Source organism: Planktothrix tepida PCC 9214, from assembly GCF_900009145.1.
Taxonomy (GTDB): domain Bacteria; phylum Cyanobacteriota; class Cyanobacteriia; order Cyanobacteriales; family Microcoleaceae; genus Planktothrix; species Planktothrix tepida.
Map to the genome: position 1 here is coordinate 143530 of NZ_LN889815.1, position 26301 is coordinate 169830.

Here is a 26301-nt window from a genome sequence, read left to right on the forward strand (position 1 = left end):
GCACTCATCCTCACCGAAAACTAGGGCGAAACTAAAGAGAGTGAGTGAGAACAAGTGCAAAAGAAACTCAAAAAAGTGCAGAAACTTATATCTAAAGGCACAAATAGGTGCAGAAAGATCTCGTTAAATTTAGAGTAAAAATACTGAATGGGAGTCACAGAGGTATGGAAAAAAATACAACGAGACTCATCAAAATTTGGGCGGATTTAGGAGACTCCTCCCTCAAAGTAATCGTGCAACTTCCTAATCATCCCCCTCAAAAATTAATGATGGGATCGAGAGTGGTGGAGTTGGATGATTTTCAAATTACTCAACATCAAGGCAGTTTACTCGTTAAAAGTTATCCCCAAACCGATGCGTGGATCAGATTGGGAACACAATACTATGCAGTGGGGAAACTGGCTGAAAAATATGCGGTAGATGCGACTCGCTCATCTGAACAAAAACAACCCAAGCAAATGACTGCCATTCCTAAGCTGTTGGCGATTTCTGGGGTAATACAGGAACTCTACGATTTACCTCCTCGATGGGAGTTAGATCTCATCTTATTATTGCCTTATCCAGAATATAAGTTTGCCATTACTCCTGAGAATGATTTAAAAACTGAACTCACTAAGGCACTATCAGAGTTTGAGTTTCGGGGAAATCGCTTGCGGATTAAACTGCACGATTTAAGCTGTAAACCAGAAGGTGCTGGATTAATTATGTTGCGTTACCAAGAAGAAGGGGGTGCAGATTGGCTATTAAAAAATAAAGCTGTGGTGTGGATGTTTGGCGAACGAAATACCAGTTTAATTGTTTATGATCATGGGTCGGCTTTGGGCTTTACCAATAACCTCGGTTTTTACAATTTAGTGGCGACGGTGCAAACTTCGAGTTTGGGACAATCAGCATCGGAGTTAACAACTGTTTTACTCCAAGTTGGCAAAGATTTATCGATTAATAATCCTCTGATTCAACGATTAGCTACAACTGATAAAAGCCAGAAACCGATTGAATTGGAACAATTGGTTAAAGCTATGACTTCTGCGAAGCGTCATTTGTGGCAACAACTTTTCACTTGGGCGACACCCATCATAGAAGATGCGTCGGAATTAATCATTGCGGGCGGTGCTGCCCCTTTATATCTGGATGATATTGAAGCTACATTTCCTTCTATTCCTTTATATAAAGCGATCGCTCTGCCTTCACAACAGACAATTATGCCCCCCTTTCCTTCACCTCCTAAGCCTCCTGAGTGGGATGATGCTAAGGCTGCAACTTATCGGCGCAACTGGGGAGATGTGGAGGGCGAAAAACGTTATCGCAGTTGGTTAGCTGAGTGTGATGAACGACAGAATTTGAATTACTCACAGCAACTTGAACTAATGCAAGCCACAATTGCTCAGGGAGATGCAGCGCCTTCAGCACAACTTCAAAAGAAAGCGACTCAGATGATAGACCAACTGGAAAAAACATTGTTTAAGTCGGAGAAATCGACTGAGTTAGAATCTTCAGACTTAACTCGATTTGTAGATATTTATGGAATTTGGAAAGGTACAAAACATGAGCAAGAGTAATCAGAAGCGAGAAAATTTAACGTTAAGATTGCAACCTTTTGAAGATACGTTGGATGCTCAAATCTTACATTACATTAAGCGTGATGGTGTGAAGCAGCAGAACCAAAAAGTATGGCAAGCTCTCAGAATGGCCTATGCAGCGATCGCTTATCTGGAAGGGGGCAACCTCACGGCTCAACAATTGCGACAGTTAGGATTGGATAATTTCAATGCTTTATTACAGCATGCTTATTATGTTCGCCAATCTTTGTTATTACCAGAAACACCTCAAATTTTGATAGAGGATAAAAGTCAAACTGAGGATTATGTCAAGTCTTCACAGGAGGAAGAACACAAGCAAGAAATTTCACAATCTGAGCAAACTTTGTTAGAAAAGCAATCAGGAGAGTTATTTTAAATTAAGGAGTTGGTTATGAGTCTAGTTGATGGAGGTAGGGTAATAGGGAATGGGCAATAATGGGGAGGATTTTAAAACGAATGGGTCAAGTAATTTTGGAGGGATAATCTGGGGTGTTTGATAGTATTTGCAAGTTCCTTGCAGAAAATTTTTCTGAAGATTTAGCGAGTTGGTTATTGGGTTCTCCAGTAAGGTTGACTGAGTTGAGTCCTCAAGAGTTATCTTTGGAACCCATTCGGGCTGATTCTTTAATCTTACTGCAATCGGATGATTTGGTTTTGCACACAGAATTTCAAACCGAACCTGATGCAAAAATTCCCTTTCGGATGCTAGATTATCGAGTAAGGGTTTATCGCCGTTTCCCCAATAAGGTCATGCGGCAGGTGGTGATTTATTTGGATCAAACCAATTCTCCTTTAGTTCAGGAAAATAGTTTTCGCTTAGAAAATACGTTTCATCAGTTTGAGGTGATTCGTCTTTGGGAACAACCCCCTGAACGATTTTTGAATGTAACAGGATTGTTACCCTTTGCGGTATTGAGTCAGACGGATGATCCAACAATGATATTAACTCAAGTTGCTGAAGTGATTGAGGAAATTACGGATCAACAAGTTCAAAGTAATCTTACGGCTGCTTCAGCTATTTTGGCAGGTTTGGTTTTAAATCAAGACACAGTGAAAAGAATTTTACGGAGTGATGTTATGCGAAATTCAGTGATTTATCAAGAAATTCTGGAAGAAGGAAAACTAGAAGGAAAATTACAAGGCAAAATTGAAGGGAAAGCTGAAGGAAAACGGGAAGCACTCCAAGAATTTGCTTTAAATTTATTACGAAAGGGCTTTAATATAGAGCAAATTGTTGAATTAACGGGATTAAGTTTGGAGGAGATTCAGTCTTTATAAATGGGAAATGGGGAATGGGCAATAGGGAATGGACAAGAATTAATGGTTATTGTGTTAAGCATAATTGTTAGTTCAATAATTTCTTTTAAATTTAAGGAAGTCTACCTAGCATTAGTAAGACTTCCTTAAATTTAAGAGAAATTAACAGGAACTCTAATAACCTTTACTCGATGGGGCATTCGTTGAATATTTTTGAGAGTTCCTGGGGAATTATTTTGAATAATAGCTAAACCAAAATCTGCCTGTGAACACATAATGCGATCGCGTTCACTGTAAGAACCTTTGATTTGTACAGTAGCAAACCCTGCATTGTTTCTAGGAGACTTACCAATATGAAAAACTTTAACTTGATGATAATCCGCTTGTTTTAGGTAAGTTTGTACTAAAAAATCTGTCCCATAACAATCCCCAATTAAGATAATAGCATTAAGCTGAATTATCCGTTGAATTGTTGCAATTGCCTCTGGTGGAAGCCGTTTCAAACTTCGAGAACCGCTAATAACAACTTTTAACCGTTGATTGTACATCATTGTATGTTGCACCTTTCAAATCAAAAAAATATCCTGGCTGTTGTTGAATGAGCCAGGATAACCGAGAACGATTAGCAAATAATGTTGACTTGATAACCTGCCATTTCTAAACAGTTTTTAACCCCCTTCCAAGTTAAACCAATCTGAGGAAATAAGGGGATTGTTAAACTACCTGTAAACCCATAAGAAGCTTCCTGTCTGACAACAGAAAATTCAGCTTGTTGTAACGTCTTGATAGCTCGTTGAGATAAAGAGCCAACGACATTAGCAGCATTATGAGAAACGGTAACAGTAATCATTCAATTTCTCTCAATTCATTACTGCAACTTGCTCGTCAGAGCCTTTTTAATCAACGGCTAAGAAACCATAAGAAACCCAGAAAAAAAAACCAACAGGTTATTCCTGCTGGCTAAGTTAATGCTAAAATTAATGATGAGTTAACTAAAAGGGAATAGCGCTGTAATCTGCTGTGGCTTTGCCGTTGCTAGTAGTAGGAATAGGAACAGACTGAGTATTAGTAACTGTGGGAACCGACTCAGAAGCAGGAACCTCAGCACTAGCAGAAGTGGATTGAAAATCGGTAGACTCACCCACAATTACAGTTCTTTCTACGGTAAGCAACATTTGATGATTGGGATGGCTATCATTAGGCTTAAAAATACTCAGCCGTCCTGATAAAACATGAACTGCACCCACTCCGCCCTGATTAAGTGTAACGGCGGCTTCCCCATAAGCTTGAAATCGTAAGGAACGAACTTTAAATCCACCTCGGTCGTAATACTTAAAGGAAGAATCTCCAGAAATGGTTAAAGTACCGTCTTGAGTATGGTTGGTTTGCAGAGAATTAATTCGGACTCTCAATTGTACATTATTCATGGTTTATTTCTCCTAGTTTAAGTTAATGATTAACAAAAGCTTGCTGATTCAAAAATCTCCCGAAATCCTAAAAAGTTCCGAGAGATTTTTTTAAGTCCGACATTTTAAAAGTCACTGGTATCCTTGTCGGAAATTGAAGCGGTAGTGTCAGAATTATCGGAGGTATGAGTGCGGGAATTGGAGTTGGGATTAGATCCTAGTAATTCTAAATTATGGACTCGAATTACAGGTTTAACTCTTTGTTGACCCGTAGTTTGTTCAATCCATTCATCCAGTTTGAGTTCTCCTTGAATTCCAATTAAACTGCCTTTATCTGTATAATTAGCAGCTACTTCAGCAATATTTCCCCAAATTTCCAGCGCAAACCAATCCGGCTCGCTGTCTTTTTTATTACTGCGTCGATTAACAGCAAGAGACAGCTTAGTTAAAACAGCACCGCTCTCGAAGTATTGAGTTTCTGGTTGTTGACCTACACGACCAACTAAGTTAATAACATTGAAGTTATCTGACATACTGTTTTCCTCTTGAAATCTCTTGAAAATAGCGCGACAGCGCCTTAATCAATTTTTAGGAAGTTGATAATCAGTTGTGTTCTTAATGCCTGATAAGTTTTTGAGTGGAACTCGATTCGCTAAAGCACTCACTAATTGATGATGATCTAACTTGCTTCGACCTTCAATATTATATTGATGTGCTAACTTTTTGAGTTTGGTTTTACTCAATTTCAACAATTGTTTTTCCGTTGCTAAAAGATCAGTTATCTGATTAGGGTTTGAAGAAGGTTCTAAAGTAGGCTCAACAGATTCCTTGATGGATTCCAACGTTTGATCATCTTTTAAATTTATCAGGTGATCTTGCTGATCCAGTTCAACGGTATTAATAACAGTTGTTTCTTCATTATCCAGTTTTAAACTCTTTTCCTGTGTTGATTGAGAACCTTCTCCAGCCAGTAGAGATTCTTCATCTCTGTTAGTAGCTTCCTGATTTTTCCCAATAGTTTCTAAAATGGATAAAGCAGGTGTTGGTAAAGCCGAGAAAACAATTGTGGCTTCTTGCTTATGAATGGTAGAGCGAAACTTAGCTCCGGCTTCTCTAAGTTGAAAAGCTAAAACATTGAGGTCACTTAGAGAAACTTTCTGAGTAGGTAAAATGGTAGAATGGTTCATCGTTTTATCTTCAACCGATACTTATCTTTATAGAAAGGCATCAGCCTTTCTTGATTGCTCGGCTAATTTCAATAAGCAAACTTCCCAAACTAACTGATTAGAAGCGCGATGAAGTGTTTGTTTAGCAGACTCCAAAATCTCAATTTTTTTCCGATTACGCTGAGTCCTCCAAAATTGATATTGCCAATAACTTAATAGGCACTTTTGGGATGAATAATCTAAGGATTGGCTAATCAGTTTAGCAGCCAGAAGAAGCTGAGACAGTTTTTGATTAAAGAAAGACAGTTGCAGTAAAGTTGAGTCAATTTGTTGAATTTTAATGATTGCATCCCAAATCTCAAAAGCCTGATTTAGACTGCCTTGTGCCATTTGGAGAATATCAGGGTGTTCACAAATTTGAGAAAATCCATTCATCTGCAAGATTTCGCTCATCTCTGATAAGCTTAAACTTTTAAACGGGATAATTTGACAGCGTGAACAGATTGTAGGTAGGAGAAGTTCAGCATGAGAAGTCAATAAAATAAACGTAGCTTTTCCGGGTTCTTCAAGCCTTTTGAGTAACCCCTGAGCCGCATTATTATTCATCAATTCTGCATCTTCAATGATGATAATTTTAATAGAAGCTGTCAAGGGAGGATAAGCTAAAAATTGATTGATTTCTCGAATTTGCTCAATGCGAATTTGAGGAGAGTGTTTAAATGTTAGTTGTTCTTGGCAAGCACTACTCTTTAAGATCAAATTGCCTTGATGAAGGTAACTCGGTTCTATCCATAAAATATCAGGGTGATTTCCTACCTCGATTAGAGACCTGCAATTTTCTACGGCTTCTGAACTCTGACAATGATGTAGCAACAGGGGGAGAAAATACTTGAGGATTTGTCGCTTTTCCAAATCATTAGAGCCAGTAAATAGAAATGCAGTAGTAACTTGATTAATTGCAATTGCTTTTTGGAGGAGTTGAGTGGGGATTGATTGACTTTTAATACTATTGAGATTAGATATTTCAGAAAAAGGTGAAAATTTGGGAAAGTTAATCAATGACAAAGATTGATGATTTGGCTCGTACATAGTGTGGCATCCTCATGGGTTTTAGCAAGAATTTCTAAGTCTAGTAATTGAGTCAGAATGTGTTGTAGCCGAGTTAAAGAAATAGAAGCAACTTCTTGTTTGAGGTGATAAACTCGATTCGGATTACTCACTCCCGCAACAGCAGCAATAGCACGAGAATCCGTTTCACCTTCATCAATCATGATTTTAACAGCTAACCAAGTGCGAAATAGGCTGGTTAAAGCCGCAATAATCTTAAGAATCGGTTCATTATGATTCAGAAGCGTTGTAAAAACCTGTGTTGCTTTGTTGGCATCTTTTACACAGATAGCTTGAGCAAGTTGGAAGGTATTTGTTGTTGTAATACTAACCCAAGTTTCTACAGTGTGAATATCAATGAATTTGTCTACTGTCACTAACGAAAGTTTCTCTAATTCCTGGTATAATAGGCGAGTATTATTTCCCACAGAGGATGTTAAGAGTGTAGCAGCAGCATGGGATAAAGAAATCTCCATACTGGATGCAGCATTCTTAACCTGTTCTGTTAGCTTTTGGGTATTCCAAGAGGGAATTAAAGAGAACTCTTGAACTGTAGCATATTGGCAAAGTAGTTTAGTAAATTTAAGCCGTTGATCTAATGGAATTAGACAAGTAAATAATAAATGATTGCTTGTCGGTAGATTGTTCAAAATGTGCTTAAACTGTTCTAACAGTGCGTTATTAATTGTTTTTAATTCAGTGCAGTTGGAAAGAATCACTAAGCGTCCACCAGTCCCAACGGGTACAGTGCGGATATCATTAAGAGCAACTTTGAAGTGATCTGCACTAAACGGATAACTGAAAAAATTGAAAGCTTCCCAGTCGGGATGAACAATGCTTTTGCGTAATTGATTAACCTGACGCTCTATCAGATAATCATCATTTCCCCAGTACAGATAAACTGGCATGGTAAAATCCTCCCTTGATAAAAATCAGTAATTAAACTAAAAATTACTTCTGATTCAGCGAAAAAATTTCAGCTTATAACTGATAAGTGATAACTGAATTAGCAACTACTTTTCTGCCCAAGAGTCATAAATCAAACGACTCGGTTCTTCTCCCTCATCCACAGGGATACTCTTAATAAATTGGCTCATGGCATTTCTCATAGCATTTTGAATTGCTGTTGCAAACATTAGAGCTTGATTAGTGCTAACAATGCCATCAATTTCATCATGAGCCATATTGCCAATATGAGCTTGCCAATGGGGATGCTGATCTAAGACAGTTATAAGCTCACCCAGAGCGTTCTTAATAATATCGGCTTCTGCCATTGTCCAATAGGCTGCTGTTGCATCAGGCCCTTTTACACTAAGGCTTTTCTGTTGACTGAACTTCTGAGGATATTTAGGCAGAAATACGCCTCGTCCCGTTAAACAACGGACATAGCCTAAGCCAAATTTGGTGCGGCTTTTAATCTCTTCAATTCCTAAAACAGGAGGCAAAGTGCTGTTAGCTTGTTGAATAATTTTTTGACAAAAATTAGCAACACCTGCATAGGTTTTTTTCCAACCTAATTGACTCGTTTTAGCTTCTTCATCAGTTAAATTAATATTGCCTCCCGTTCGGATAGTTTTTTGAAATGTTTTATAGCCTTGTAGATTTAAGCAACCATAATGAATGGTTTTACTGATAGAGCGCAACATTGCAGCCGTTTTGTGATTCAAGTGGGATTTATCTTTAACCCAGAGTTGGATATTTTCTTCTGTCCAATCTTTCCCTAATCCTTGGATTTGAGCAATTTTAGCAGCAATTGAACAGAAAATTTCTTGACTTTCTGAGTGAAATCGTTCGATTAATTCTTGATCTCCTGATGCTTCACAGGCAATTCGGGTATGAGCTTTAGATAAGTCAGCAATAATTAATTGAGTTTGGGGGTGAGCAACAAAAACAGAACGAATCGGGGGCAAATTATAAGCAGTAAGTTCAGAGGGTAAGTTGCTAGGATTAGGGGGATTTTGTAGGTTGGGATTCTGGCAACTGCTGCGTCCAAAAGCAGCACTATTAATTAGGGTATAACTTCCTCTAACATATCCCTCTGTTAATACTTCTTGAAGATTGTACAGATAATCCAGGTAAGTTTTTGTGGTTTTAATCACTGAAATTAACCTTAATTCTGGGATTTGCCAATATTGGCTTAAAGTATCAGCATTTGCTTGAGAAATTTTAAGCTGAAATTGGTTATTAATGAGTTTGGGTAACTCTTTAGTTGAATAAAGATGAAGAACTGCTTCAGGAAATGTCGTTCTCAATTTCTCCATTAAATCTTGATAAGCACTTTCATACTGGTTAATGACATCGATTAAAACCTCCTCATTCACAGGCATTCCTCGATGAGTCATTTGTGCAAAAGCGGGAGAAGCACTACATTCTGCTAGATAAGAACTCCAAACTCCAATTTCTTTTAATAAGGGTTCAAGTCGCGCCTGAACGTGCAGAACAACTTCAGCATCGTAAGCCGCATAATTGAGTTGATTATGACTTAATTTTCCACCACTTTTATCACCCCACCCCCAATCAGATGTTTGCTGGGTTTTATCAATTGTAATGCCGAGCCTCCAACATACAGAAGCTAAGGAGTGAGGTTTATTGTTAATTTTATCTAACCAAGGATCAAGACCTGCCCAATAGATTTGGCTCATCAACTTTGTATCTTGGATTCCCCGAATTTTATAACCATATTTGACGAGCATCCATTGTTGCTCAAATTCTAAGGCATGACCCACAACTTCTACTTTAGGGTTAGCTAATCTTTCCTGAAAAACTTCCCAAAATCCCAATTGAGATAACTGTTGTTTAATCTCATTCCTTTGTTGGGAATCAAATCCCAAATCAATGACTAAAACTTTGATACCATCAAAAGTTGGAATAGCTAAAGAAAGAATGCGGATTTCTCCTTGATTGGGAAATAAAGCACCGTTAGGTTCTGCTGAGGAGGAAAAAGTCTCAATATCAAACCCAAATTGAGTGGAGTTTTCCCATTGTTTTAATAGGGGAATAAATTGAGGATGATCAAGTAAAACAATTTGAGGTAAAAGTTCTTCTTCGGGTTGCAAGAACAAAGTATATTGATAGTGCATTGTTTAAACCTCGAAAGATGGTGAAGAAAGGAGAAGCTAGAAAATCTTAATCAATTTTGAATGGAAATAAACTTCTCCCTAAAAAACTAAGCCAAAACGGAAACTTTAATTGTTCGCTGTGTTGCCATCGCAAATGCTGATTCTATAGTAGCACGTTGGTGATCTACTCTAGCTTTTAAAGCAGTGCTATTGACTTGGATTGTTGCGCTATCTTCACAGAAACTTGCTAAAGCACAGTGTTGAGATAATAGCACTTTCAAAGAGGGTGGAACTTTAGCCAGTACAGTTTGCCAAACCTGTTGAGGAGGAACTGTAACACCTGAAAAGGAAGCCGGAGGTGAGGTGATGCTATGTGTATTAACAGGGGAGTAGGTGGGTTGAGAACTGGGTAATAATCCTAATACAGCCACCTCAAGCCATAGCCAAGATTGGGTCGAAAATTTGATTTGAGATTCGCAAGTTCTCAAGTGTTGAATGCTGGCTAAAATTCCATTGCGACCCAAAGACTTTGCCAGTTTTTGCAACTGTTCTAGCTCAACTTCAGTTGTTGACAACTCCCTAGGAATTTTTCTAGTTTGAGCGATTAATAAGAGAGTATAGAATTGAGTTAAATTCTGAAGAATAACCAACGGTTCTTTTCCAAAGTTGAGCAAAGTTTGTACTTGATTAATTGTATCTGATTCGGAGTCCAATGCGATCGCTTCAACCAAAGATAGTAATTCCTGCTGTGGCACTGCACCCACTAATTCCCATACCAATTGAGAAGTAATTACCGATTCTAACAAGCTTAGTTGTTCTAATAAGGATAGGGCATCTCGCAATCCTCCAGTTGCTAACTGAGCCACTAAATGGCTTGCCTGTGAATCCATTTCTAAGCCTTCTAATTGGGCAATTTGGTTTAAATGGTTAACCATTGCATCAATAGAAATACGCTGAAAATTATAGCGTTGGCAACGAGAAATAATGGTATTCGGGAGTTTTTGGGGTTCAGTCGTACAGAGAACAAAGACTACATTATGGGGAGGTTTCTCAAGAGTTTTCAATAAAGCTTGAGTCGCAGCACCACTTAATCCATGTACTTCATCAATGACATAAATTTTGTAGCGAGCTTGTACGGGAGTTAAATGCGCCCCTGTACAAATTTCTCGAATTTGTTCAACACCATTATTGCTAGCAGCATCAAGTTCTAAAACATCTAAGGCAATGCTGCTCGTAATGCCTTGACAAGAGGCACATTGACCACAAGGAGAACTGGTAGGGTTTGGATGATTAAGACAGTTGAGAGATTTGGCAAGAATTCGAGCCGAAGATGTTTTTCCTGTTCCTCTTGGCCCTGTGAACAAATAGGCATGAGCAATGCGTCCTAAATTAATTCCATTGCTTAAAGCAGTTGCAATTGCTTCTTGACCGACTAAATCAGCAAAACATTGGGGGCGATATTTTTGATGAAAAGGCTGATACATTGTTTGCAAATAAGCTAAAGTTAATAAAACCCCATAAAGCCCAAATTAAAAAGCAATTATAGCACCCTAAATGGGGTATTGTTTAATTTTCTATTTTGCATTGATTGAGTTTATGGGGGTATGAAATTAAGGAAAGTTTTACATGGGGAGTGCAGCAAGTTCTAGTTGAGAATCTTCTGAATCAGTCTCAGATTCTGAAGCTTCTTCTGGTTCTGTATCTATGGATTGAAATTCATCAGAAGATACTGTTAAAGCTTGTGAAGTCGATGAAAGTGAAGGGGGTTCTGTACTCCACAATTCTACAGGCATCACCAAAACTGTTGCAGTTCCAAGAGAGTTAGCAACTGTGTTGAGTGTGGCTGGAGTATTGGCTTTATTGAATGAAAAGCGTACCTCAGAAGTTGGAATCGCTTTGAGGGCTGGAATCAAAACATCAGCATCGAAACCAATTTCCAAACCCTCACCTTGAATTAAAGCAGGTAGAGATTCTGCCCCTGAACCAATGTCTTGTCCTTGTCCATATAAAGAGATCACTTGCTCAGTCGGATTAAGAACTAAGCGAATAATTTTATGCTTATCGAAAGTAGCTAGACGAGTAACGGCTGCTAAAAGTTGATGAGAACTAACCGTAACTTCATGACTCCATTGTTTAGGAATCAATTGAGTATAATCAGGATAATCCCCTGTTAAAGCCCGACAAACTAAACTAAAGGTAGCACTGGTAAATAGAATTTGGCTTTCATTAAAATGCAGTAGCACTTCAGAATCGGTTAAGTTATCTGTGGGATTTCCTAAGAGTTTTTGCAGTTCTTTCAAAGCAGTTTTGGGGATTGTAATTCCCCATTGGCTTGAGGCAGAAGGAAGGGATTTGCGTTTAGTTTTGTGTTTTTTAGTGGTTTCGGATTGTTGTTGATTTTCATGAGTTGGGATAGAATCTTGAACAACGGCAAGGACTTTTCCATTGGTGGCGGCGAACTCTACTTTGTCTGCTTCTACAGTTAATCTAATACCACTTAAAACTGGCTTCATCTCATCGGTTGTTGCTGCAAATAAAGTGGTTTTTAAACCACGAGCTAGAACAGTAGCAGTTAATCGGATTGCTGGGACTGTTAAGGGGAACTCTGTGGGTAACTGAGGAAATTGAGAAGCTTTGAAGCCTCGGAATGTATAACGTTTACCTGCACTGGTTAATATCGCTTCAGTTTGATTAAGTTCCATCTCAACAGATAGTTCTTCGTCTTTCGGTAAACTAGCAATCAGATTCAGTAAATGTTTAGCAGGGAGAGTCAAAGCTCCCTCAACTTCAACAGGAGCATTAAATTGGGCAGTGATACCTAAGCTGAGGTCAAACGCTCGAACTTCTATTGTTTGAGGAGTTGCTAACAGAAGAACATGAGCCAAAATTGGATGATTAGGCTTAGTGGGTATTGCTCCCATGACAGTATTAAGGGCTGTCGTGAGTTGTTTAGCAGGACAGGAAAATTTCATGGTAATTTTGAAGTAATTAATGAGGGGACATTATCCACCCAACTCATGAAGGATGGATAAAGAAATGGAGTGTTTAATAATCGGGATGTTGAACTGAGGATGCTGAGGGAAGTTGATGCCGAGTATTGGGGTTAGCTTGGTGTTCTGGAATTAGTAAAGGTTGAGCAGGTTGCAAGGCTTCCCAAACTTTTTGTTTGTTTTCTTTGTTAAATCCAACAAAATACTGCTTCCAGGTTTCAAGGGTAGGAACTTCATGAGAAATGACTTTACAAGCAGGGCTTTTCTGTTTCGTACCAGCGAGTTCTCGTGCTGTTGTGAAGCAAAATACACACAAGCATTTAAAGAGATTATTTTTACCCCGAGCCGCCATGCGGTTGGTGATAGCATGGCAAGCCGTCATTTCATCAATAAATTCTTGCCAATGGGTGGCAAAAGTAGCTTGGTTTGCACCACTAGCTCGGTAGGATAGGGGAACTTGATGCAAGGGCTGATTGTTTTCATCAACTAAAAACACCTCAAAATACTGAGTATTCCCAATATTTTCATCCTCTTTGTGTTCAGGTAGGTAGCGTCCCAAAAGCGTAATTTGTTTTGATTCTTTGGTGGCTTTGCGGTCATAAGCCAAGGTCGGAGTTCGAGGACAGACCAACATTCGGGGTGCAGGAATGAGAAGTCCTTGTTCCTCAATTCCTGTGACCTCAAAGGTGTAGGTTGTCAGTAATTTTTCATCGAAGTTCAACCATCCTGCTTTTGCCATTTGTTTGGTAGGGATAAAGTAACCACACAGTTTTGCAGTGGTGCCTCGTAAGGCTTGAATGCGTGGCAACCGAGCATTGGGGTCAAGGTACTGAGGGTCAGCAAATTCATCTCGTTCTAATTCGAGTTCGGGAGTTTCTGTGTTATTCATGATTTCATTAGGGTTAGAAAAATTTGCTGATTCTGATTGAGTCGTTTTATTTTTCACGGGTTCTCCCAGAAATAATTAATAAGGACTAGGGCTGTGTACGGAGTGCATTTTTCCAAGAGGAAAATTGCTAGACTAGAAGGGAAGCTCTGTTTGGGAATTTTCCTGATGTATGTCCGAAAAATTAGGAAGAGAAAAAGCTAAATTGAGAGATTTTAACTGGGTCATCATTTCTTGCTTTTTTTCTTCTTGGAGCAGTTGATGAAGCCGAGACAAGCAACCAATCATTTCAGCAAGCTGTTGAAGAGAGTCTGTATTAAATTTAAGTTCTATATACTCCTCAGAGTCAGAAATTACTAAACTTTTACAGCTTGAGTTAGAAAAAGAATTAATTACACTTGTTGAGGAAACTTCACAAATTAATTGTTGATGAATCATAACTTAAGGGTTAAAAATGCAAATCTACATCACTGTGACCAAGGTGAGAAGCATCCCACCGTTCAAACCACTCTTTTTCTTGATCTTCATTTACTTCATCGTCGCTTAACTTAACATTGCTTTCGATTAAAGGTGATGGCAAGATTGTTGTTTTTTCAATGAAAAAGGAAGATTTAACCAGAGAATCAAAGAAACTTTGGGAGGAATTTAGCATTAAATTTAAGCTCCAATAGATCACAGGAGAGGCGCGTCAGCGCTAAGTTTTCATCGACTAATTTTGTTGAGTTGTTTAACCAGTCGAGTTGCATCGATTATTTTCCATCCTTCAAGATGGCAGCGTTCTTTTGCTTCCTCTAATTCTTGGGAAGTTGTCAACAGCTTATAGCGTAAAAAACCACCAGAAACCGGAAACACATAAGTTTGCCATCCCTTCAGAATTTGTACATAGGAAACTTGTTTAAACACTTGCATGGTTAAAAGATGAAATGAACACTCCAAGAAATGCTTTGAATATTAGCGGTTGTCCAGACTGGTAGAAAAAGCCTGGACAAACCTGATTAGAAAAGATTTCAGTTAGCTTAAACAAGGCGAATATGTTTGCCTCTGGGCAAAACTTTGGCAATCATACGACCCTGCTCATCACAAAGTTCTCCTGATTCAGTAGCAAGAACATCCTCTTTAAGCTTTTGTGTATTTAATTGGGGAAGTTGAAGAACATATTCAGCCGGAAAATCTTGAACTGCAAGTTCTGAATTAATCCAAACTTGAGGTTGACCTCCATTTTGACAAAGGGAAACTTTACACAGGAGTCCTTCGAGTTTACGTCCTCGTTGTTCGCCGAGTTGTTCAATTCTCTGTTCCATAAATCCCAATAGCTTTTCTGTTAGCCAAATAATCCGGGCTTCATCATTTTTAGCTAAACTAGAGATTCGTTTGGCTTCAAGTTGGCGGAACTCTCGGTTAGCTTTTAGACGATTGATATAAGCGACATATCCATCAATTTTCTTTTCTAACTTAGGTTCTAATTGTTGATAAATTTCTTCTGCCATCGCTTTGTCTTCTGGATTTTCAGATTCTAGATATTGACTGAGCAGTTCAAGCTGTTCTCCCAATTCATCTAATGTTTCAGAAATGGGTTGAATGGATGTATTTGCCATTTTTGAACTATTTTCCTTTACGGTTTATTGATGAAGCTAATGCAGGTTCTTGTGTGTCTAAAGTAGGTGGGGAAGGAGGGGATGCTGTTTCAAAAGTTAGGCTTGCTTCTACAATGTCAGCACCAGAATCCTTAGCTAACATTGCCAACATAGCGTCCAGTTGATTAGCTTCCAGGTTAGGTGCTTGTCGCCGAATTTCTTGAGTTTTCACTAATTTCCAGATGGCTAAAGCCTCTGAAGGTGAAGCTTGCTGAACCGCTTGTCGAACCAAACGAATTAGCTTTGCGGTAGCCCGTTGTAGTTTAGCGTCGTTATTTGATGAATTCATGATTGAATTTTGTAGTTCAATTGTGTCTGATAATGGCGCGTCAGCGCTGTGATAATACTGTTGAGTTAAGAGCCACTATTGATTGTCGTTCAAGCAGAGCCAGAATCAGGTGGGTAGCACACCCCCATACCTTACATTCCCAATTAACCCTTGATAGCCTCTGGCTAGGTCTGACAATTGCAGCACTCCCTAATCCTTGCTGTTCAATTGCTATTTTAAATCGAAGGGCGTCTTCTTCTGTGTGAAAACCGAAGTAGGTTGTCTTTCTGTTACCTTTGGAGTCGGTTATTGTCGCAATTCGATCTGAAAGTACATTGAGATGGAAGCCTGAACCTAAGTCAATTTGTCGAGGTAAGGGGGGGTAATGAGAAGAATTCATGGCTTTTAAATTTCAATTTCTGGGATGGAATCAAGATAATTCTTGATAGATATTTTTCCTCTTAAAAATTGAGTCAATGTATCTTCAACAGGAAAGTTATTAGTCCCGTCTGGGGGTGAAATTTTAGAAAGAACTTGTTCGAGTTGCTCTTGAAAAGCTTGATAAGCTTCCATACTGTATGAGCGGCTGACTTTAATGGGATCATTCTCTTCTTGAAGAAACCAATAAGTCATCTGAATTTGAGAAGGCAGATAAGACTCAGTTTTGGCTAGGATGAATAAGTCAAGTTGAGGCTTCCAATCGGTGAGGACGTTTTCTAAATCTTCAGGGCAATGAGTTGCCCAATTGATAATTTCAAGTTGCTGATACCGATAAATGAGTAAGTCAATTTTGGTAGAAAGAATGACATTTTTATATGAAAATTGAAGCAATTGTCCATAGGTTTTCCAGGTATTGGGTTCGTTACTCCAGATTTCAGGAGCTAATAATTGTAGTTGAGAGAACCACTGTTTAAACTGAGGGGTGTTGGCTAGAAAAGGAGCGATAGGAAGTTCCATTAAAGATTGTTCCATCAGGAGACGAAATTGTTCTTCTTTTGGATGACTTTTAGCTTCTGCTATTGCTTCCATATTCTCAAGATTGTTTGAAGCAGCAAGACGAGATAAATCTTCAGCCGTTATCCACATCATGTGAGTTTACTAAAATAAAAAAGGGTTTAGAGTAGAAGTCCAAATCATTGAAATCAATCCCAAGATAAGAAGGGAGTTCGTTGATCAACTAATTGGATAGAAAGTTGAGGAGGAGGACTGGTAAAGTTTAAAAAATCTAATTTAGGTTCAGGAAAGCTAAGATCAATGGTTGGGTCAATGAGAGGAAAATGAGAATTTTTTTGGAGTATTTGGAGCAGATTAATTCCCACGGGTAAGGGATGCGCTTCAAATGAATAAGTATACCAACGCCTACCTAAGCGGGAGGTTTGCGGAATTAAAGTAATACGAGTTAATTGATTGAAAAGGTTCTGTCCTTGTTGAATTTGATAATTGAGAAAAGGACGCAAGGCATCTGATTGTCCACTATTAAGTAAAGCAAAACACCAGTTCATCTGAGGATCTAGAAAACATAAGTTAATCCAGTCCTGTGCCATTAAGTTAGGAAAAGGTTGACCGTAAACCGCAGGTGTTGCATGAAGAATAATTGTATCTAGCGATTCCGAAAGTTCTACTAAACCTGTGGGACTTTCTCGATACACTTTTCCCGATGCTCGATTGAATCGGTAGCGACAAGTTAGCATTATTGGTTCTCTCCTAATATCACTGTGAAAGTGCCAGGATTAAAAACTGGCACTTAACTTTAAAAACTGGTTAATTCCAATACAAATCTCGATGGGATGAGGGATTAGATGAGGTATCAGAAGATTCAGATGAATTAAACGAACTGACAGGAGATGCTAATTCACCTCCGCCATTAATAGCCCACTTTCTCAAAGCATTTAATTCTTCGGTATCCCCTCGAAATTGTGCAGGTTTAGAGTTAATTAAATTAAGCAAGCGATCGCCACTCACAATTCTAGGATGTCCTAAAGCAAATGCTTCTGTGGCAGCTTCTTTAACTACATTACGGATTTCTGCACCCGTCATTGAAATAGAGCGTTCTGCTAATTGTTGAATCCATTGAGCATCTAATTCAATGAGATAATGAGCAAGTTGTACTTGCCAAATTTCTGCTCTTGTTGAAAGATTGGGTAAATCTACATAAAAGACTTTGAAACGGCGCAGCATTTCTTTAGAAAATCCCCAAGGACGATTAGCTGTTGCAGCAACAATTACATCTGTTTTGTTCTCTTCAAGCCAAGTTAATAATGTTCCTATCATCCGAGAAGATGTTCCCCCGTCCCTCTCAGAAGACTGTTGAGACACTTGTTTATCCATCTCATCAATCCACAGTAAGCAGGGCGCTAAAGCTTCCGCTTGTTGCAAAATACTTCTGAGATTTGCTTCACTACTACCGAGTTCTTTACTCATTAGTTTTCCCAGATCTAACACTAAACAAGGAACTCCCCATTCGGCAGCGATCGCTTTAACCGCTAAAGATTTACCTGTACCAGACACACCAATAAAAAGAATATGAGCAGGTTGATCCAGATGATGAGTAGCACGGGAAGTGGCATCAAGCAATGGGAGTTGCATTTGCGCCCAATGACTAATGGCAGGAAGACCTTGCACAGGTACATCGGGGGATGGGGCAAAAGTTACGCCTTTGCTTGCCAAATGCTGCTTTTTAATTTCCAGAATTTGGGTAATCGCTTGGGGTGTAATGCCTCGGTTGGTAATTGCCACCAGTTGCAGTGCATCTTCAATGCCTTCAGTTGTCATTCCTTGAAGAGCGCCAGTCAATTGTCGTTGTTGTTGCTCACTTAGATTGACTTCAAAATCAATGTTATTTTGTCTGGCATTGGCAGATAGAAAAGTAATTTTGTTAATCTTAAGCTGTTCAACTTCTAATTCTGTGGGTAAAGGATTAGATAGTTCCCACACTAAATCTTGAAAATAATGGGGAATATTTAACTCATGATGAGTCAGTATCAAACGATGGGGCGAACGTTTAAGTCCGAAAAATAGATCTTTGGAAAGTCTTAACCAGTCGGAACGGGAATTGCCTTGAGTGACCAATTCAAGGAAATCTTTAGCGAGAATTAAAGTAGGCTGATTATCTTCAGAAATAAGGCGTTCCAAATGTTTAATAAAAGTAATAACAGGATGAACTTCTTGATTAACATTTGGGGTAGCACTCTTGTTAATTTTAGTAATCAGATTTCTCTCAACTCTTGGGGTTAAGTTAAGGAATTGGTTCCCACAATCCCATTGGATTAAAACTCTGTATCGTTCTCGGAGTTCTAGGGCAATTTTTTCAATCAATGTAGGTTCAGAAGCGGCAGGTGTATCCACTGTAACCGTAGCAATTCCTGCTTTGAACAGTAAAATAAGTTGTTCTGTGTCAAACATAGATAAAGAAGTTAAAAGGGAAAAGGAAGTTAAATTTTATAACCAGATTTAACTTCCTAATTAATGGTCAAAAAATAAAGAATTTTCTCACTTACTCTAAATGAATATCCGTTGGTTTTTGAACTGAAAGGGTAGGTTCAAAGTATTCAGATTTGAGTTGAGTTTGAGAACATCCTAATTGATTTAGGGGGGCTGTAATGGCCGTACAAGTTTCTCCTTCGGCATGGAAAACTTCTACTTTTAAAGGTTGCCCTTTGGTTTGAGTAATTTGGATTTGGATGGGTTGAGACATAAATTATTTAAGCGTAAACATCTACTTTTTGAGTCAAAGTTATAGTGGTTGTTCCATCTCCGGTTATCAGTGTTTCTCTTGTCCAGAGATGTTCAGGATAGTGAATATCAATGAACGCTGTATTATGAGCAATTTGCAGTTCTTCTAGGAAATTTTGGACAGTTTTAAAATGTTTTCCCAGTAAATTGCGTTCAAAATCCCAAGGATCAATAACGGCTTCAAAACTGTTTTGTTCAGGATGCCAACGAAAGCCAAGATCTAGTAAGCCTTCTAAGAAGTTACGACGAATGACAACCTCAGCTTGTTGTTGATCGGTTTTGTCGTAATCATTATTAAGCAGAACCGGAACATTATGGCTTTCAATCTCTGAATTAATTCCCACTTTTTCGAGAATTACTTCAAGTGCTTTGAGAAGAGATTGCCGATGAGATAGAGTGGTTTTAACAGTTGAAAAGTGGCTCATGGATTAACTTTCCATTAGGAGGTAAATTATTCCCATTTAAAGCGCATCCGCGCTCTTAATCAGGTATTTAGAGGAATCCTGTTTTGAGATTAAAGTTTGTTGGGAAGTATAACGAGGAGAACTACTACCACTTTCTGCATGAAAGTAGGTAGCAAATCGTCGTAAGGTTTTGGTTAATACCAGTTGGGATAACATTTCTATGGCTTCAGTAGCAACTCGTTGGTTAATAAATAAACTTTGAACATTTCTTTGAGCGATTTCAGCACAAGAAATGGGGTTTTTAGAGAATTCCTCTGGCTGTGCTAAAAGCAGTTCAGGATGTTGCCAACTAGGAGAAGGAAGATGGATACAGAAAGAGGGATTTTTAAAGTCATTAAAGGCGGCTTTAGCATCAAATTTATTAGTAGAACCGATTAAGACTTGTCCGGCGGGTATGCCTTGGCCCATATTTCCACAATCTAACCACCAAATTTCAGGAAAGGGTTCTCTGAAGTAGTAACTCTCATAATCTAAACATTGACTGAGTTCTATTCTTGCGGTACTATTATCAACGCATCCAATGATAATAATTAGTTTTTGCCAAGAACGTTGAATCATTGAAAGTGAGAATTGTTCTGCGATCGCTCCAAGTTTAACCCCATAAGCTAAACTATATCGAACGGCTAAAATATCAGCTTTATTCAAACCAATTTCAGCTTCACAAAAGTTTTGTCGTGGAACATTAACGGCTTCTACTGAATCAAAATCTACAAACACACCTTCAGCCGCTATTCCCCCTTTTTCCAATGCTAAGATGAGTCGTGCCAGCATTGGGACTAAAAATCCGCCTGTTCCTCCACAACCAACTTGAATAAATTGGATTTGTTTGTGAGGAGCAAGGGCAATTGGAAGTGCATTATAGTAAGAATTATCTATCATAATTTTAGAAAACCGCATCAGAAATTTGAGGGGGAAGATTGAAAACCCAATGACTTGGAATTTCCCAGAAGAGTTGGTGGTAAACTCCAATTCTTAACCGCAAAGTGGGTTGAGTAAAAATTGTACCGAGGACTCCATAAATTTTGAAGCCGGATTCTTCTTCATTATCAATTTGAGAAAATGAAGCTTCCATAACATGATGACTGTGAATTTCGATGAGGATATTTGAGCTACTTTCCCAACGAGTTACGCTTAAAAAGTCACGGGTTTGTAATGGAACTGTTAATTGCCAATGGGAATCTTGCCAAGACAAATGAAATAGAATTTCTTGAGGTGCTACATTTTGTGACAGTCTCAGAATTTCTTGTAATAAAGTTTGGGGAACTTTAGGATATTGAAGATGAAACTGTGGAGGAACAAAAGCTAACCCAGGAATTGTACAAGCTTTGAAAGGAGCAATGACATTTAATCCTTCCCGAACACTTCTAAGCATGACACCATTGCCTGCCATAATAAACTCATACATCAAAGCGTTAAAAGGGGGAAGGGTTGGATCTTGAGCGATCAAGTAATTCGCTAGTGGTGGAGTAGTCATGGTTTGATTAGACATTCAATGACTTCAGCAATAGTAACTTTTCGTTTGGAATCCTTGGAATCAGAAATAGCGATTAAGTCCCCCAATAGGTAATGCTTTGTATTAACCAATTTTGCCCATTGCAACCTTATATCTTGAGGAAATTTCCGTGATTTTCCTGATACGCTATCACCATTGAAGGAAGTCTTCATAAATAGATTCCATACATCATTAATAGTTGTTGCCAAGGCAGTTGGTACGGGATTAGTTCCAAAGCAAATTCGACCATTAAAGGGATTAATATTGGGAAAAGGTGCATTGTAAACTTGAGCTTGTGGATCAAACTGTTTAGATTTGATTGCCCATAAATAGTATTGATGGTTAACTCCGATTAAAACTAATCCAGGTAAAGGAATCGAAATCATTTGAAATTGAGAATGATTTTCTAACGTTAGTAAGTTGTGACGAGAAGGGGGAATAAATTTAACAATCCACTGTGCTTTTTGATGGCTGCCAATACGAACAATACCAGGGGAAAGAAATCCTGAATCTATAGGTAATTCAGAGAAAGCATTTCTGACCGCTTCACTGGAAATAAACTGGGTTAGAGTTTGGTTGTCTTTTTGATATCGAATCAGGTATTGTCCCTCTAAAATAATTAAGGTACAAAGAACTTGAGAATTGAGAGAATGAGTGAGAGAATTAATAAGGGTATGAGGATTAAGCGGTGTTAGAGAAAGATTCATCTTTTTGGGCTAAATTCCAAAGATTAATAAGCGTGAGTTGGTTAGCAATTTCTGTTTGTAACCATTGTTTCAACTCCCAAAAAGCCGTTTTTAGTTTAAGGGCTTCTTGCCAATCTTGAGTTAGGATATCAATGTTATCTTGGTTCCATTCAAGGTAAATACTACTTTCTAAGGTGGCATCAAGCCAAATATTCCCTGTACTATGATCGATAATACTCATCACATCATAGAGATAGGATAAAGGTTCTGGTACAGTCTGGCAAAGAGATTGAAGTTTCTGCCAATCAATTTGTTCAACTGTTAAAACATCACTTGGATTAATTCCAAAATGTTCCTTCCAACTTGTTTGAAGGTAACTAGAGTCGTATAAGCAAATTAGGAACTGTTCAATGGGTTCAAATTCATCAATACTAAGTGAATACCAATCAAAGTTTTGAGGAATAAAAGGAATAAAAGAGAGCCGTTCATCTAATTCAAATCCATTTTGACATATAGGAAAAAGCCGTTCATTAACTAAATCAAAAAATTCTAATTCTCTGAGAGAATGAACTGAATTAAAATTAAAGTTTAAAACCGGAGATTTTGAATGATTCCAGTCATCAGGAAAGTTGATTTTATAAAGGGAAAGCAGTATAATACTTTCCCTAAGTTGTTCTAAATAATCTAATCCATCCTTAACTTGCGTAGGAACTTTGAGAGATTGCAAGTAAGTTATTGCATTTGTTGATAATGAAGGGGTTAAAAACATAGAATTGGATAACAACAGGGCTGGGGTGAGGAATGGATTAAATTAGAGATTGTCTTTGAGGTACTGTGAATTTCTATTTCTGCTTGAGCGATCGCTGCATCAATTTCTTCCCTTATTTCAATTAAAGTTTCTACCGTTAATTGACCCTGGAGTTCGGGTTGTTTGAGTTTCCAACTTAAAGCCAAAGCAGGGTTGATGGCTTCCGGTGCTGCTTTGAGAGAGTTAACAAGTGCTACATTTCCCTTAGTGCCAACTTTCTTAACAATTTCAATGTGTTCTTCTCCATCTACCATCTTTCGAGTTAGCGTAGCTCCAGCAACATCTGCATAGAATGGAAGTAGAGTTTTGATAATGGTTTCATCTGTTGCTGCTTGTTCAGGAGACAAAGGAATCCGTTGACCTTCAAGGATTAAGATAGGCATGGTTTTAAAAGAGAGTAAGTTGATGTTTGGGAGATGAAGATTGAGAAGAAACTGATGAGGAAAGTGGAGGGGGTGAATCTACGGAGCGTTTCTGGTAATTGTGTTGGGATTCTTCAAGTTTTTGCTTCTCAAGTAATTCTAGTGCAATTGCTTTTCTTTGGGGAAGTTCATTTTCTAATTGTACCAACATTGAGTTGATTAAATCGGGAAACCTTAATTCCTCAAGGGTTGTTTTTGAAAGAATGGGTGGAGAATTAGAAATTCCCACACCGATAAGAGCCACTCTGGGTTGGTTCAATTCTGTTTTAGGTAAGAGTTGAATGTGAATGGTAATTGTATTACTTTCAAAATTATACTGACTGTCCAAATCTGACATTTTTCACCTTGAATTCACTTAACTTAAGCGCGTCAGCGCATTCTACTGGAGAGATGAAACTGTTTCATCTCCAGTTGTCTAGCCAAGTTAAAAGTTGATTTAACTGTTCATTATTGAGAGCAAACCATTCTCCTGTTTTTCGATAATGGGCAAATTTGGTATGGGCAGCTTTTTCTAATGCGATCGCATCTGAACAAAAAAGAGTTTTAACCACATTTAACGAGACTGCACAGGATGTTTGTAAAGTTTGTAGTCGCTTTTTGAGGTTTGTTGTTCGACCAATTTTATACAAATTACTAACTCCTGAACGAACAACATAGATGTAGCCTCTGCGACTAGACAAGGTTGAAGCTTCTGATAATTTAGCAATCTGCTCATATTGAATTTTAATTTGAATTTCTCCAGCTAACAACTTTTCAGGTTGAAAGGGATAAGAAACAGAAATTAGCTGAAGTTGGTCTAAAAGTTCTAGAGAGCGTTGAATAGCAGAAGAGGAAACGTTGAGAACCTGTGCTAAGGTAGTTAAACGGGTTAAAATGATTGAAGAATTATGGGGCTGATTTTTGGATTGTTTTGATGAGGTACGAAAAGCAATCTCACACAATTCTATCAGCATATTGACTGCTAAATGATCGCAGTAGGCTGTATCTTCTTGCTCTCGAAGGATAGTAGTATACCAAGAGTGAAGAGATTTATCTTTAAAATTCATAAGCTTTTTTTAAGTTCCAAGATGCTACTTGTTTTAAGTGCTTCAAACGGGCTGTATGAGTTTTTTGGCGAGGATTTTCAGCCCAATAGAAATACTTGAGGGATGGCATTAATTCTGAGATTGGATTAAAACTGGGGTGGTAACTGGGCATTAAGTTAGAGAGATAGCCGAGTTCTTGTTTGAGCGATCGCCACCAAGATTGAGCAACTGCTTTCGAGGAAAACCCTACTATTGCTTGATAAAACTTATGATCTGCACTGGTTCGATAGCCAACCTGTTCTGATAATTTGACGAATGGAAGAATAGGGCTAATTGAGTTGTTTTTAAGCTCTAGGTCATCATAGCTAATGTTATTTTCATCCGGTTCCCATCTAATGATAACAGGCTTTTTAGAGTTAAGTTTTAACTCGATAACTTGCCCAAACTTATAGTTATAGTTGCATTCTTTGGAAGAGTTAAGCCGAGATTTGAGTGTAGACTGAACAACAGATGAACTAACTTGATAACCCCATAAACCAACAGTCCGTTTTTTTTCTTCTAGGTAAGATAAGAAAGCATCTTGCCATGCTGTTTGTAAATCTTCACCCAAAAACTGTTCTGCTTGTAAATATTTGCTTTGGATGAAAGCTTTTTTGAGAGCAGATGCAAGATTAGGGGATGAGTGTAGTTGTTCTAAAAGATTCTGGGGACTATTGAGAGCTAGCCACAAGTTAGCCCGAACTTTTAACTCAGTTAAACTTAAATTTTTAGCAGCATCCAGGATATTTTTTGAGGGCAAATCAATCAGACAAGCATAAGGGATTCCGGGGAAATCCTTAAGGGGAAAAAGCCAAGATTCATTTTGATTAAGTAAATGATATCCTGCTTCATCAACGCTTTTTAGCCAAAATAAAGTTTGTGAAAGCTGAATTAACTCACCTGTTTCAGTTATCACTAACGTTCCATTTGGAATTGTTAAAAGAGTTTTTTGAGGAATAAATAAATCAAGCGGTTTAATCTTTAAAGCCTGCAACATATCCCAGGAGTAGCAGAATTTTTCAGAGACTTGCTCAGAATTAGATTCCCACCAGGAAATTTGGATCGCATAATGGGAGTTAGAAATAACCTGTGAGACAACACCAAAGTATTTTCCATTGGTTACAAATGTTCCTTTGAGGAATGGCTCTGTTACTTGATGAATTTTAACAGGTGCTAAAACGCGGCTGACTCGAAAGTTAGGAAGCGATAGTTGAGGCTCTGAAGTTTTTCCCATTAATAAGTTAATCCAGTCAGAGGTAATAGAGCTTGAATAAATCTTGCTTAAATTCAACATAAATATTGTTCAATTCAGTTGATGTTAGAAGCCTGAGCTAACCAGTTCATGAACATTTAGCGTAGTAATGTAGGGTGCGCTCAGTAATTCCAATGCCTCGAAAACTTTCCCATTTGTATTTACATTCTTCCGGTTGATATTTATGGCTTAATTGGCTCCATTCCTCCCAATCAGGAAGTAGAGAATCGCTAATATATTTCAGTGACATTCCTATGAAAATCCATGATTCATAGTCGTCAGCATAGCGAGGATGAATAATTTCCAACAGCAGCTTTGCTTGTTCTACGGTCATAGAGCAGTTTAGGAAGGAAACGGAGGGGATTTTTGGGGGTGATACTCTCTTATATTTTCGAGAAGGTTGGGGTTGGGAAAGTAACTCAATCACCCAATCTGGTGCGATCGCAACTTCAGTTGTATCAGGTCGATTAAGCCAGTGGTAAGAACCTGTAAGGGGATGGGGAGAAGGAGGGAGAACGGATTGATGCCCCTCTCCCCTGAGTTCCAATCCTTCACCGGAGACAGTGGAGATTTTCCGAGACTTAAAGCTTGTTGTTGGGCTGGGAATAGAAAAGAGATATTGCGCCCTCCCCGACCGCCCCGAAGACCAAGCGACAGTCGCAGGTAATCCTTGACCCGCAGACAATTTTTCGACAACATCCATTGCACTCATGCCATCAATATCAATAGCAACTAAAAACTCAGATTGAGTTTGTCCACAGAGCAACCCAATCCCCTTGGGAGTGACAGAGTACAATTTGTTATCTTTATTGAATACGGCGACTGAGCCTTGGTGAATCAGGGATGTTTTTAGAGATTGGGGAGAGAAATAATGATGTTGCCAGGAATAACCTAATGGTTGTTTGTTACCATTAACAGGAACGATACGCCAGTGAGGGGGAAGAAGACTTAATGTTTCAATGAGTTTAATCAGTGAACCCTGCATTGATAAAAATTAAAACTATCCCCTTAACAGCGCGTCAGCGCCT

At 38.4% G+C, this 26301-nt stretch carries 33 protein-coding genes; 3 read left to right on the forward strand and 30 right to left on the reverse strand.

From position 1 onward, the window contains the following. The first annotated feature begins 164 nt into the window (after nucleotides 1-164). The 3 genes from PL9214_RS27305 to PL9214_RS27315 all read left to right on the forward strand — a co-directional run bounded on the left by PL9214_RS27305 (nucleotide 165) and on the right by PL9214_RS27315 (nucleotide 2858). Nucleotides 165-1559: a ParM/StbA family protein gene (locus PL9214_RS27305; protein ID WP_072722461.1), complete on the forward strand. Its 1395-nt coding sequence runs from the start codon at nucleotides 165-167 to the stop codon at nucleotides 1557-1559. Next, nucleotides 1546-1956, forward strand: coding sequence for a hypothetical protein (locus PL9214_RS27310; protein ID WP_072722462.1), 411 nt, complete (start codon nucleotides 1546-1548; stop codon nucleotides 1954-1956). The genes PL9214_RS27305 and PL9214_RS27310 overlap by 14 nt, the downstream gene beginning before the upstream one ends. A 113-nt stretch (nucleotides 1957-2069) precedes the next feature. Then, nucleotides 2070-2858 carry an Rpn family recombination-promoting nuclease/putative transposase gene (locus PL9214_RS27315; protein WP_072722463.1) on the forward strand — a complete coding sequence of 263 codons (789 nt, stop codon included), beginning with the start codon at nucleotides 2070-2072 and terminating at the stop codon, nucleotides 2856-2858. 131 nt (nucleotides 2859-2989) lie between these two features. Here the strand turns inward: PL9214_RS27315 and PL9214_RS27320 are convergent, their stop codons facing one another. The 30 genes from PL9214_RS27320 to PL9214_RS27470 all read right to left on the reverse strand — a co-directional run bounded on the left by PL9214_RS27320 (nucleotide 2990) and on the right by PL9214_RS27470 (nucleotide 26258). Continuing rightward, nucleotides 2990-3388: a hypothetical protein gene (locus PL9214_RS27320; RefSeq protein ID WP_139295181.1), complete on the reverse strand. Its 399-nt coding sequence runs from the start codon at nucleotides 3386-3388 to the stop codon at nucleotides 2990-2992. 71 nt (nucleotides 3389-3459) lie between these two features. After that, nucleotides 3460-3687, reverse strand: coding sequence for a hypothetical protein (locus tag PL9214_RS27325; protein ID WP_072722465.1), 228 nt, complete (start codon nucleotides 3685-3687; stop codon nucleotides 3460-3462). A 142-nt stretch (nucleotides 3688-3829) separates the two neighbouring features. Continuing rightward, nucleotides 3830-4264, reverse strand: a complete 435-nt coding sequence (locus PL9214_RS27330; protein WP_072722466.1) for a hypothetical protein — start codon at nucleotides 4262-4264, stop codon at nucleotides 3830-3832. 104 nt (nucleotides 4265-4368) lie between these two features. Next, nucleotides 4369-4776 (reverse strand): single-stranded DNA-binding protein, encoded by a 408-nt coding sequence (gene ssb, locus PL9214_RS27335; protein WP_072722467.1) that lies wholly within the window; start codon nucleotides 4774-4776, stop codon nucleotides 4369-4371. Between the two features lie 48 nt (nucleotides 4777-4824). Beyond that, entirely contained in the window at nucleotides 4825-5430 is a 606-nt protein-coding gene (locus PL9214_RS27340) for a hypothetical protein (protein ID WP_072722468.1), read from the reverse strand. A gap of 27 nt (nucleotides 5431-5457) precedes the next feature. Continuing rightward, nucleotides 5458-6498 carry a DNA polymerase III delta subunit-related protein gene (locus PL9214_RS27345; RefSeq protein ID WP_083580225.1) on the reverse strand — a complete coding sequence of 347 codons (1041 nt, stop codon included), beginning with the start codon at nucleotides 6496-6498 and terminating at the stop codon, nucleotides 5458-5460. After that, nucleotides 6465-7424, reverse strand: a complete 960-nt coding sequence (holA, locus tag PL9214_RS27350; protein ID WP_072722469.1) for a DNA polymerase III subunit delta — start codon at nucleotides 7422-7424, stop codon at nucleotides 6465-6467. The genes PL9214_RS27345 and holA overlap by 34 nt, the downstream gene beginning before the upstream one ends. 105 nt (nucleotides 7425-7529) lie before the next feature. Next, nucleotides 7530-9596, reverse strand: a complete 2067-nt coding sequence (locus PL9214_RS27355; protein ID WP_072722470.1) for a DNA polymerase — start codon at nucleotides 9594-9596, stop codon at nucleotides 7530-7532. Between the two features lie 86 nt (nucleotides 9597-9682). After that, nucleotides 9683-11059 carry a DNA polymerase III subunit gamma/tau gene (gene dnaX, locus PL9214_RS27360; RefSeq protein WP_072722471.1) on the reverse strand — a complete coding sequence of 459 codons (1377 nt, stop codon included), beginning with the start codon at nucleotides 11057-11059 and terminating at the stop codon, nucleotides 9683-9685. Between the two features lie 138 nt (nucleotides 11060-11197). Then, on the reverse strand, nucleotides 11198-12547 hold the full coding sequence (gene dnaN / locus PL9214_RS27365; protein WP_072722472.1) for a DNA polymerase III subunit beta: 1350 nt from the start codon (nucleotides 12545-12547) through the stop codon (nucleotides 11198-11200). Nucleotides 12548-12620: 73 nt separating this feature from the next. After that, complete coding sequence (locus tag PL9214_RS27370; protein WP_072722625.1) at nucleotides 12621-13454, reverse strand: DUF5895 domain-containing protein; 834 nt, start codon at nucleotides 13452-13454, stop codon at nucleotides 12621-12623. Between the two features lie 132 nt (nucleotides 13455-13586). Then, a complete protein-coding gene (locus PL9214_RS27375) occupies nucleotides 13587-13889 on the reverse strand; it encodes a hypothetical protein (protein WP_072722473.1) in 303 nt (100 codons plus the stop codon). A gap of 10 nt (nucleotides 13890-13899) precedes the next feature. After that, complete coding sequence (locus tag PL9214_RS27380; protein WP_072722474.1) at nucleotides 13900-14103, reverse strand: hypothetical protein; 204 nt, start codon at nucleotides 14101-14103, stop codon at nucleotides 13900-13902. 50 nt (nucleotides 14104-14153) lie between these two features. After that, nucleotides 14154-14360 carry a hypothetical protein gene (locus tag PL9214_RS27385; RefSeq protein ID WP_072722475.1) on the reverse strand — a complete coding sequence of 69 codons (207 nt, stop codon included), beginning with the start codon at nucleotides 14358-14360 and terminating at the stop codon, nucleotides 14154-14156. A gap of 107 nt (nucleotides 14361-14467) precedes the next feature. Further along, complete coding sequence (locus tag PL9214_RS27390) at nucleotides 14468-15046, reverse strand: siphovirus Gp157 family protein (RefSeq protein ID WP_072722476.1); 579 nt, start codon at nucleotides 15044-15046, stop codon at nucleotides 14468-14470. Between the two features lie 7 nt (nucleotides 15047-15053). Then, nucleotides 15054-15374, reverse strand: a complete 321-nt coding sequence (locus PL9214_RS27395; RefSeq protein WP_072722477.1) for a hypothetical protein — start codon at nucleotides 15372-15374, stop codon at nucleotides 15054-15056. A 384-nt stretch (nucleotides 15375-15758) separates the two neighbouring features. Next, complete coding sequence (locus PL9214_RS27405; RefSeq protein ID WP_139295182.1) at nucleotides 15759-16442, reverse strand: PD-(D/E)XK nuclease family protein; 684 nt, start codon at nucleotides 16440-16442, stop codon at nucleotides 15759-15761. Nucleotides 16443-16495: 53 nt separating this feature from the next. After that, nucleotides 16496-17044: a hypothetical protein gene (locus tag PL9214_RS27410; protein ID WP_072722480.1), complete on the reverse strand. Its 549-nt coding sequence runs from the start codon at nucleotides 17042-17044 to the stop codon at nucleotides 16496-16498. Between the two features lie 70 nt (nucleotides 17045-17114). Beyond that, the gene (locus PL9214_RS27415) at nucleotides 17115-18755 is read right to left on the reverse strand and encodes an AAA family ATPase (RefSeq protein WP_072722481.1); all 1641 of its coding nucleotides are present in this window, start codon (nucleotides 18753-18755) and stop codon (nucleotides 17115-17117) included. Nucleotides 18756-18846: 91 nt separating this feature from the next. After that, nucleotides 18847-19047: a hypothetical protein gene (locus PL9214_RS27420; RefSeq protein WP_072722482.1), complete on the reverse strand. Its 201-nt coding sequence runs from the start codon at nucleotides 19045-19047 to the stop codon at nucleotides 18847-18849. Nucleotides 19048-19054: 7 nt separating this feature from the next. After that, nucleotides 19055-19510 (reverse strand): DUF1257 domain-containing protein, encoded by a 456-nt coding sequence (locus PL9214_RS27425; RefSeq protein ID WP_072722483.1) that lies wholly within the window; start codon nucleotides 19508-19510, stop codon nucleotides 19055-19057. A gap of 36 nt (nucleotides 19511-19546) precedes the next feature. Then, nucleotides 19547-20428, reverse strand: a complete 882-nt coding sequence (locus PL9214_RS27430) for a ThiF family adenylyltransferase (RefSeq protein ID WP_072722626.1) — start codon at nucleotides 20426-20428, stop codon at nucleotides 19547-19549. Nucleotides 20429-20432: 4 nt separating this feature from the next. After that, nucleotides 20433-21038, reverse strand: coding sequence for a hypothetical protein (locus tag PL9214_RS27435; RefSeq protein WP_083580226.1), 606 nt, complete (start codon nucleotides 21036-21038; stop codon nucleotides 20433-20435). Further along, nucleotides 21020-21748, reverse strand: coding sequence for a hypothetical protein (locus tag PL9214_RS27440; RefSeq protein ID WP_072722484.1), 729 nt, complete (start codon nucleotides 21746-21748; stop codon nucleotides 21020-21022). The genes PL9214_RS27435 and PL9214_RS27440 overlap by 19 nt, the downstream gene beginning before the upstream one ends. Further along, a complete protein-coding gene (locus PL9214_RS27445; protein ID WP_072722485.1) occupies nucleotides 21723-22496 on the reverse strand; it encodes a hypothetical protein in 774 nt (257 codons plus the stop codon). The genes PL9214_RS27440 and PL9214_RS27445 overlap by 26 nt, the downstream gene beginning before the upstream one ends. Continuing rightward, complete coding sequence (locus PL9214_RS27450; protein ID WP_072722486.1) at nucleotides 22487-22918, reverse strand: hypothetical protein; 432 nt, start codon at nucleotides 22916-22918, stop codon at nucleotides 22487-22489. Before PL9214_RS27450 ends, PL9214_RS27445 begins: the two co-directional genes overlap by 10 nt. Nucleotides 22919-22922: 4 nt before the next feature. Further along, nucleotides 22923-23294, reverse strand: a complete 372-nt coding sequence (locus tag PL9214_RS27455; protein ID WP_072722487.1) for a hypothetical protein — start codon at nucleotides 23292-23294, stop codon at nucleotides 22923-22925. A 64-nt stretch (nucleotides 23295-23358) separates the two neighbouring features. Continuing rightward, complete coding sequence (locus tag PL9214_RS27460; RefSeq protein ID WP_072722488.1) at nucleotides 23359-24003, reverse strand: GIY-YIG nuclease family protein; 645 nt, start codon at nucleotides 24001-24003, stop codon at nucleotides 23359-23361. Further along, on the reverse strand, nucleotides 23993-25315 hold the full coding sequence (locus PL9214_RS27465) for a hypothetical protein (RefSeq protein WP_072722489.1): 1323 nt from the start codon (nucleotides 25313-25315) through the stop codon (nucleotides 23993-23995). Before PL9214_RS27465 ends, PL9214_RS27460 begins: the two co-directional genes overlap by 11 nt. A 46-nt stretch (nucleotides 25316-25361) precedes the next feature. Next, nucleotides 25362-26258 (reverse strand): bifunctional DNA primase/polymerase, encoded by an 897-nt coding sequence (locus tag PL9214_RS27470; RefSeq protein WP_072722490.1) that lies wholly within the window; start codon nucleotides 26256-26258, stop codon nucleotides 25362-25364. Between the last annotated feature and the right edge of the window lie 43 nt (nucleotides 26259-26301).

Coding starts and splice junctions, on each gene's coding strand:
- PL9214_RS27305 (WP_072722461.1), top strand. CDS start 165: ATGGAAAAAAATACAACGAGACTCATCAAAATTTGGGCGGATTTAGGA.
- PL9214_RS27310 (WP_072722462.1), top strand. CDS start 1,546: ATGAGCAAGAGTAATCAGAAGCGAGAAAATTTAACGTTAAGATTGCAA.
- PL9214_RS27320 (WP_139295181.1), bottom strand. CDS start 3,388: ATGATGTACAATCAACGGTTAAAAGTTGTTATTAGCGGTTCTCGAAGT.
- PL9214_RS27325 (WP_072722465.1), bottom strand. CDS start 3,687: ATGATTACTGTTACCGTTTCTCATAATGCTGCTAATGTCGTTGGCTCT.
- PL9214_RS27330 (WP_072722466.1), bottom strand. CDS start 4,264: ATGAATAATGTACAATTGAGAGTCCGAATTAATTCTCTGCAAACCAAC.
- ssb (WP_072722467.1), bottom strand. CDS start 4,776: ATGTCAGATAACTTCAATGTTATTAACTTAGTTGGTCGTGTAGGTCAA.
- PL9214_RS27340 (WP_072722468.1), bottom strand. CDS start 5,430: ATGAACCATTCTACCATTTTACCTACTCAGAAAGTTTCTCTAAGTGAC.
- PL9214_RS27345 (WP_083580225.1), bottom strand. CDS start 6,498: ATGTACGAGCCAAATCATCAATCTTTGTCATTGATTAACTTTCCCAAA.
- holA (WP_072722469.1), bottom strand. CDS start 7,424: ATGCCAGTTTATCTGTACTGGGGAAATGATGATTATCTGATAGAGCGT.
- PL9214_RS27355 (WP_072722470.1), bottom strand. CDS start 9,596: ATGCACTATCAATATACTTTGTTCTTGCAACCCGAAGAAGAACTTTTA.
- dnaX (WP_072722471.1), bottom strand. CDS start 11,059: ATGTATCAGCCTTTTCATCAAAAATATCGCCCCCAATGTTTTGCTGAT.
- dnaN (WP_072722472.1), bottom strand. CDS start 12,547: ATGAAATTTTCCTGTCCTGCTAAACAACTCACGACAGCCCTTAATACT.
- PL9214_RS27370 (WP_072722625.1), bottom strand. CDS start 13,454: ATGAATAACACAGAAACTCCCGAACTCGAATTAGAACGAGATGAATTT.
- PL9214_RS27375 (WP_072722473.1), bottom strand. CDS start 13,889: ATGATTCATCAACAATTAATTTGTGAAGTTTCCTCAACAAGTGTAATT.
- PL9214_RS27380 (WP_072722474.1), bottom strand. CDS start 14,103: ATGCTAAATTCCTCCCAAAGTTTCTTTGATTCTCTGGTTAAATCTTCC.
- PL9214_RS27385 (WP_072722475.1), bottom strand. CDS start 14,360: ATGCAAGTGTTTAAACAAGTTTCCTATGTACAAATTCTGAAGGGATGG.
- PL9214_RS27390 (WP_072722476.1), bottom strand. CDS start 15,046: ATGGCAAATACATCCATTCAACCCATTTCTGAAACATTAGATGAATTG.
- PL9214_RS27395 (WP_072722477.1), bottom strand. CDS start 15,374: ATGAATTCATCAAATAACGACGCTAAACTACAACGGGCTACCGCAAAG.
- PL9214_RS27405 (WP_139295182.1), bottom strand. CDS start 16,442: ATGATGTGGATAACGGCTGAAGATTTATCTCGTCTTGCTGCTTCAAAC.
- PL9214_RS27410 (WP_072722480.1), bottom strand. CDS start 17,044: ATGCTAACTTGTCGCTACCGATTCAATCGAGCATCGGGAAAAGTGTAT.
- PL9214_RS27415 (WP_072722481.1), bottom strand. CDS start 18,755: ATGTTTGACACAGAACAACTTATTTTACTGTTCAAAGCAGGAATTGCT.
- PL9214_RS27420 (WP_072722482.1), bottom strand. CDS start 19,047: ATGTCTCAACCCATCCAAATCCAAATTACTCAAACCAAAGGGCAACCT.
- PL9214_RS27425 (WP_072722483.1), bottom strand. CDS start 19,510: ATGAGCCACTTTTCAACTGTTAAAACCACTCTATCTCATCGGCAATCT.
- PL9214_RS27430 (WP_072722626.1), bottom strand. CDS start 20,428: ATGATAGATAATTCTTACTATAATGCACTTCCAATTGCCCTTGCTCCT.
- PL9214_RS27435 (WP_083580226.1), bottom strand. CDS start 21,038: ATGTCTAATCAAACCATGACTACTCCACCACTAGCGAATTACTTGATC.
- PL9214_RS27440 (WP_072722484.1), bottom strand. CDS start 21,748: ATGAATCTTTCTCTAACACCGCTTAATCCTCATACCCTTATTAATTCT.
- PL9214_RS27445 (WP_072722485.1), bottom strand. CDS start 22,496: ATGTTTTTAACCCCTTCATTATCAACAAATGCAATAACTTACTTGCAA.
- PL9214_RS27450 (WP_072722486.1), bottom strand. CDS start 22,918: ATGCCTATCTTAATCCTTGAAGGTCAACGGATTCCTTTGTCTCCTGAA.
- PL9214_RS27455 (WP_072722487.1), bottom strand. CDS start 23,294: ATGTCAGATTTGGACAGTCAGTATAATTTTGAAAGTAATACAATTACC.
- PL9214_RS27460 (WP_072722488.1), bottom strand. CDS start 24,003: ATGAATTTTAAAGATAAATCTCTTCACTCTTGGTATACTACTATCCTT.
- PL9214_RS27465 (WP_072722489.1), bottom strand. CDS start 25,315: ATGTTGAATTTAAGCAAGATTTATTCAAGCTCTATTACCTCTGACTGG.
- PL9214_RS27470 (WP_072722490.1), bottom strand. CDS start 26,258: ATGCAGGGTTCACTGATTAAACTCATTGAAACATTAAGTCTTCTTCCC.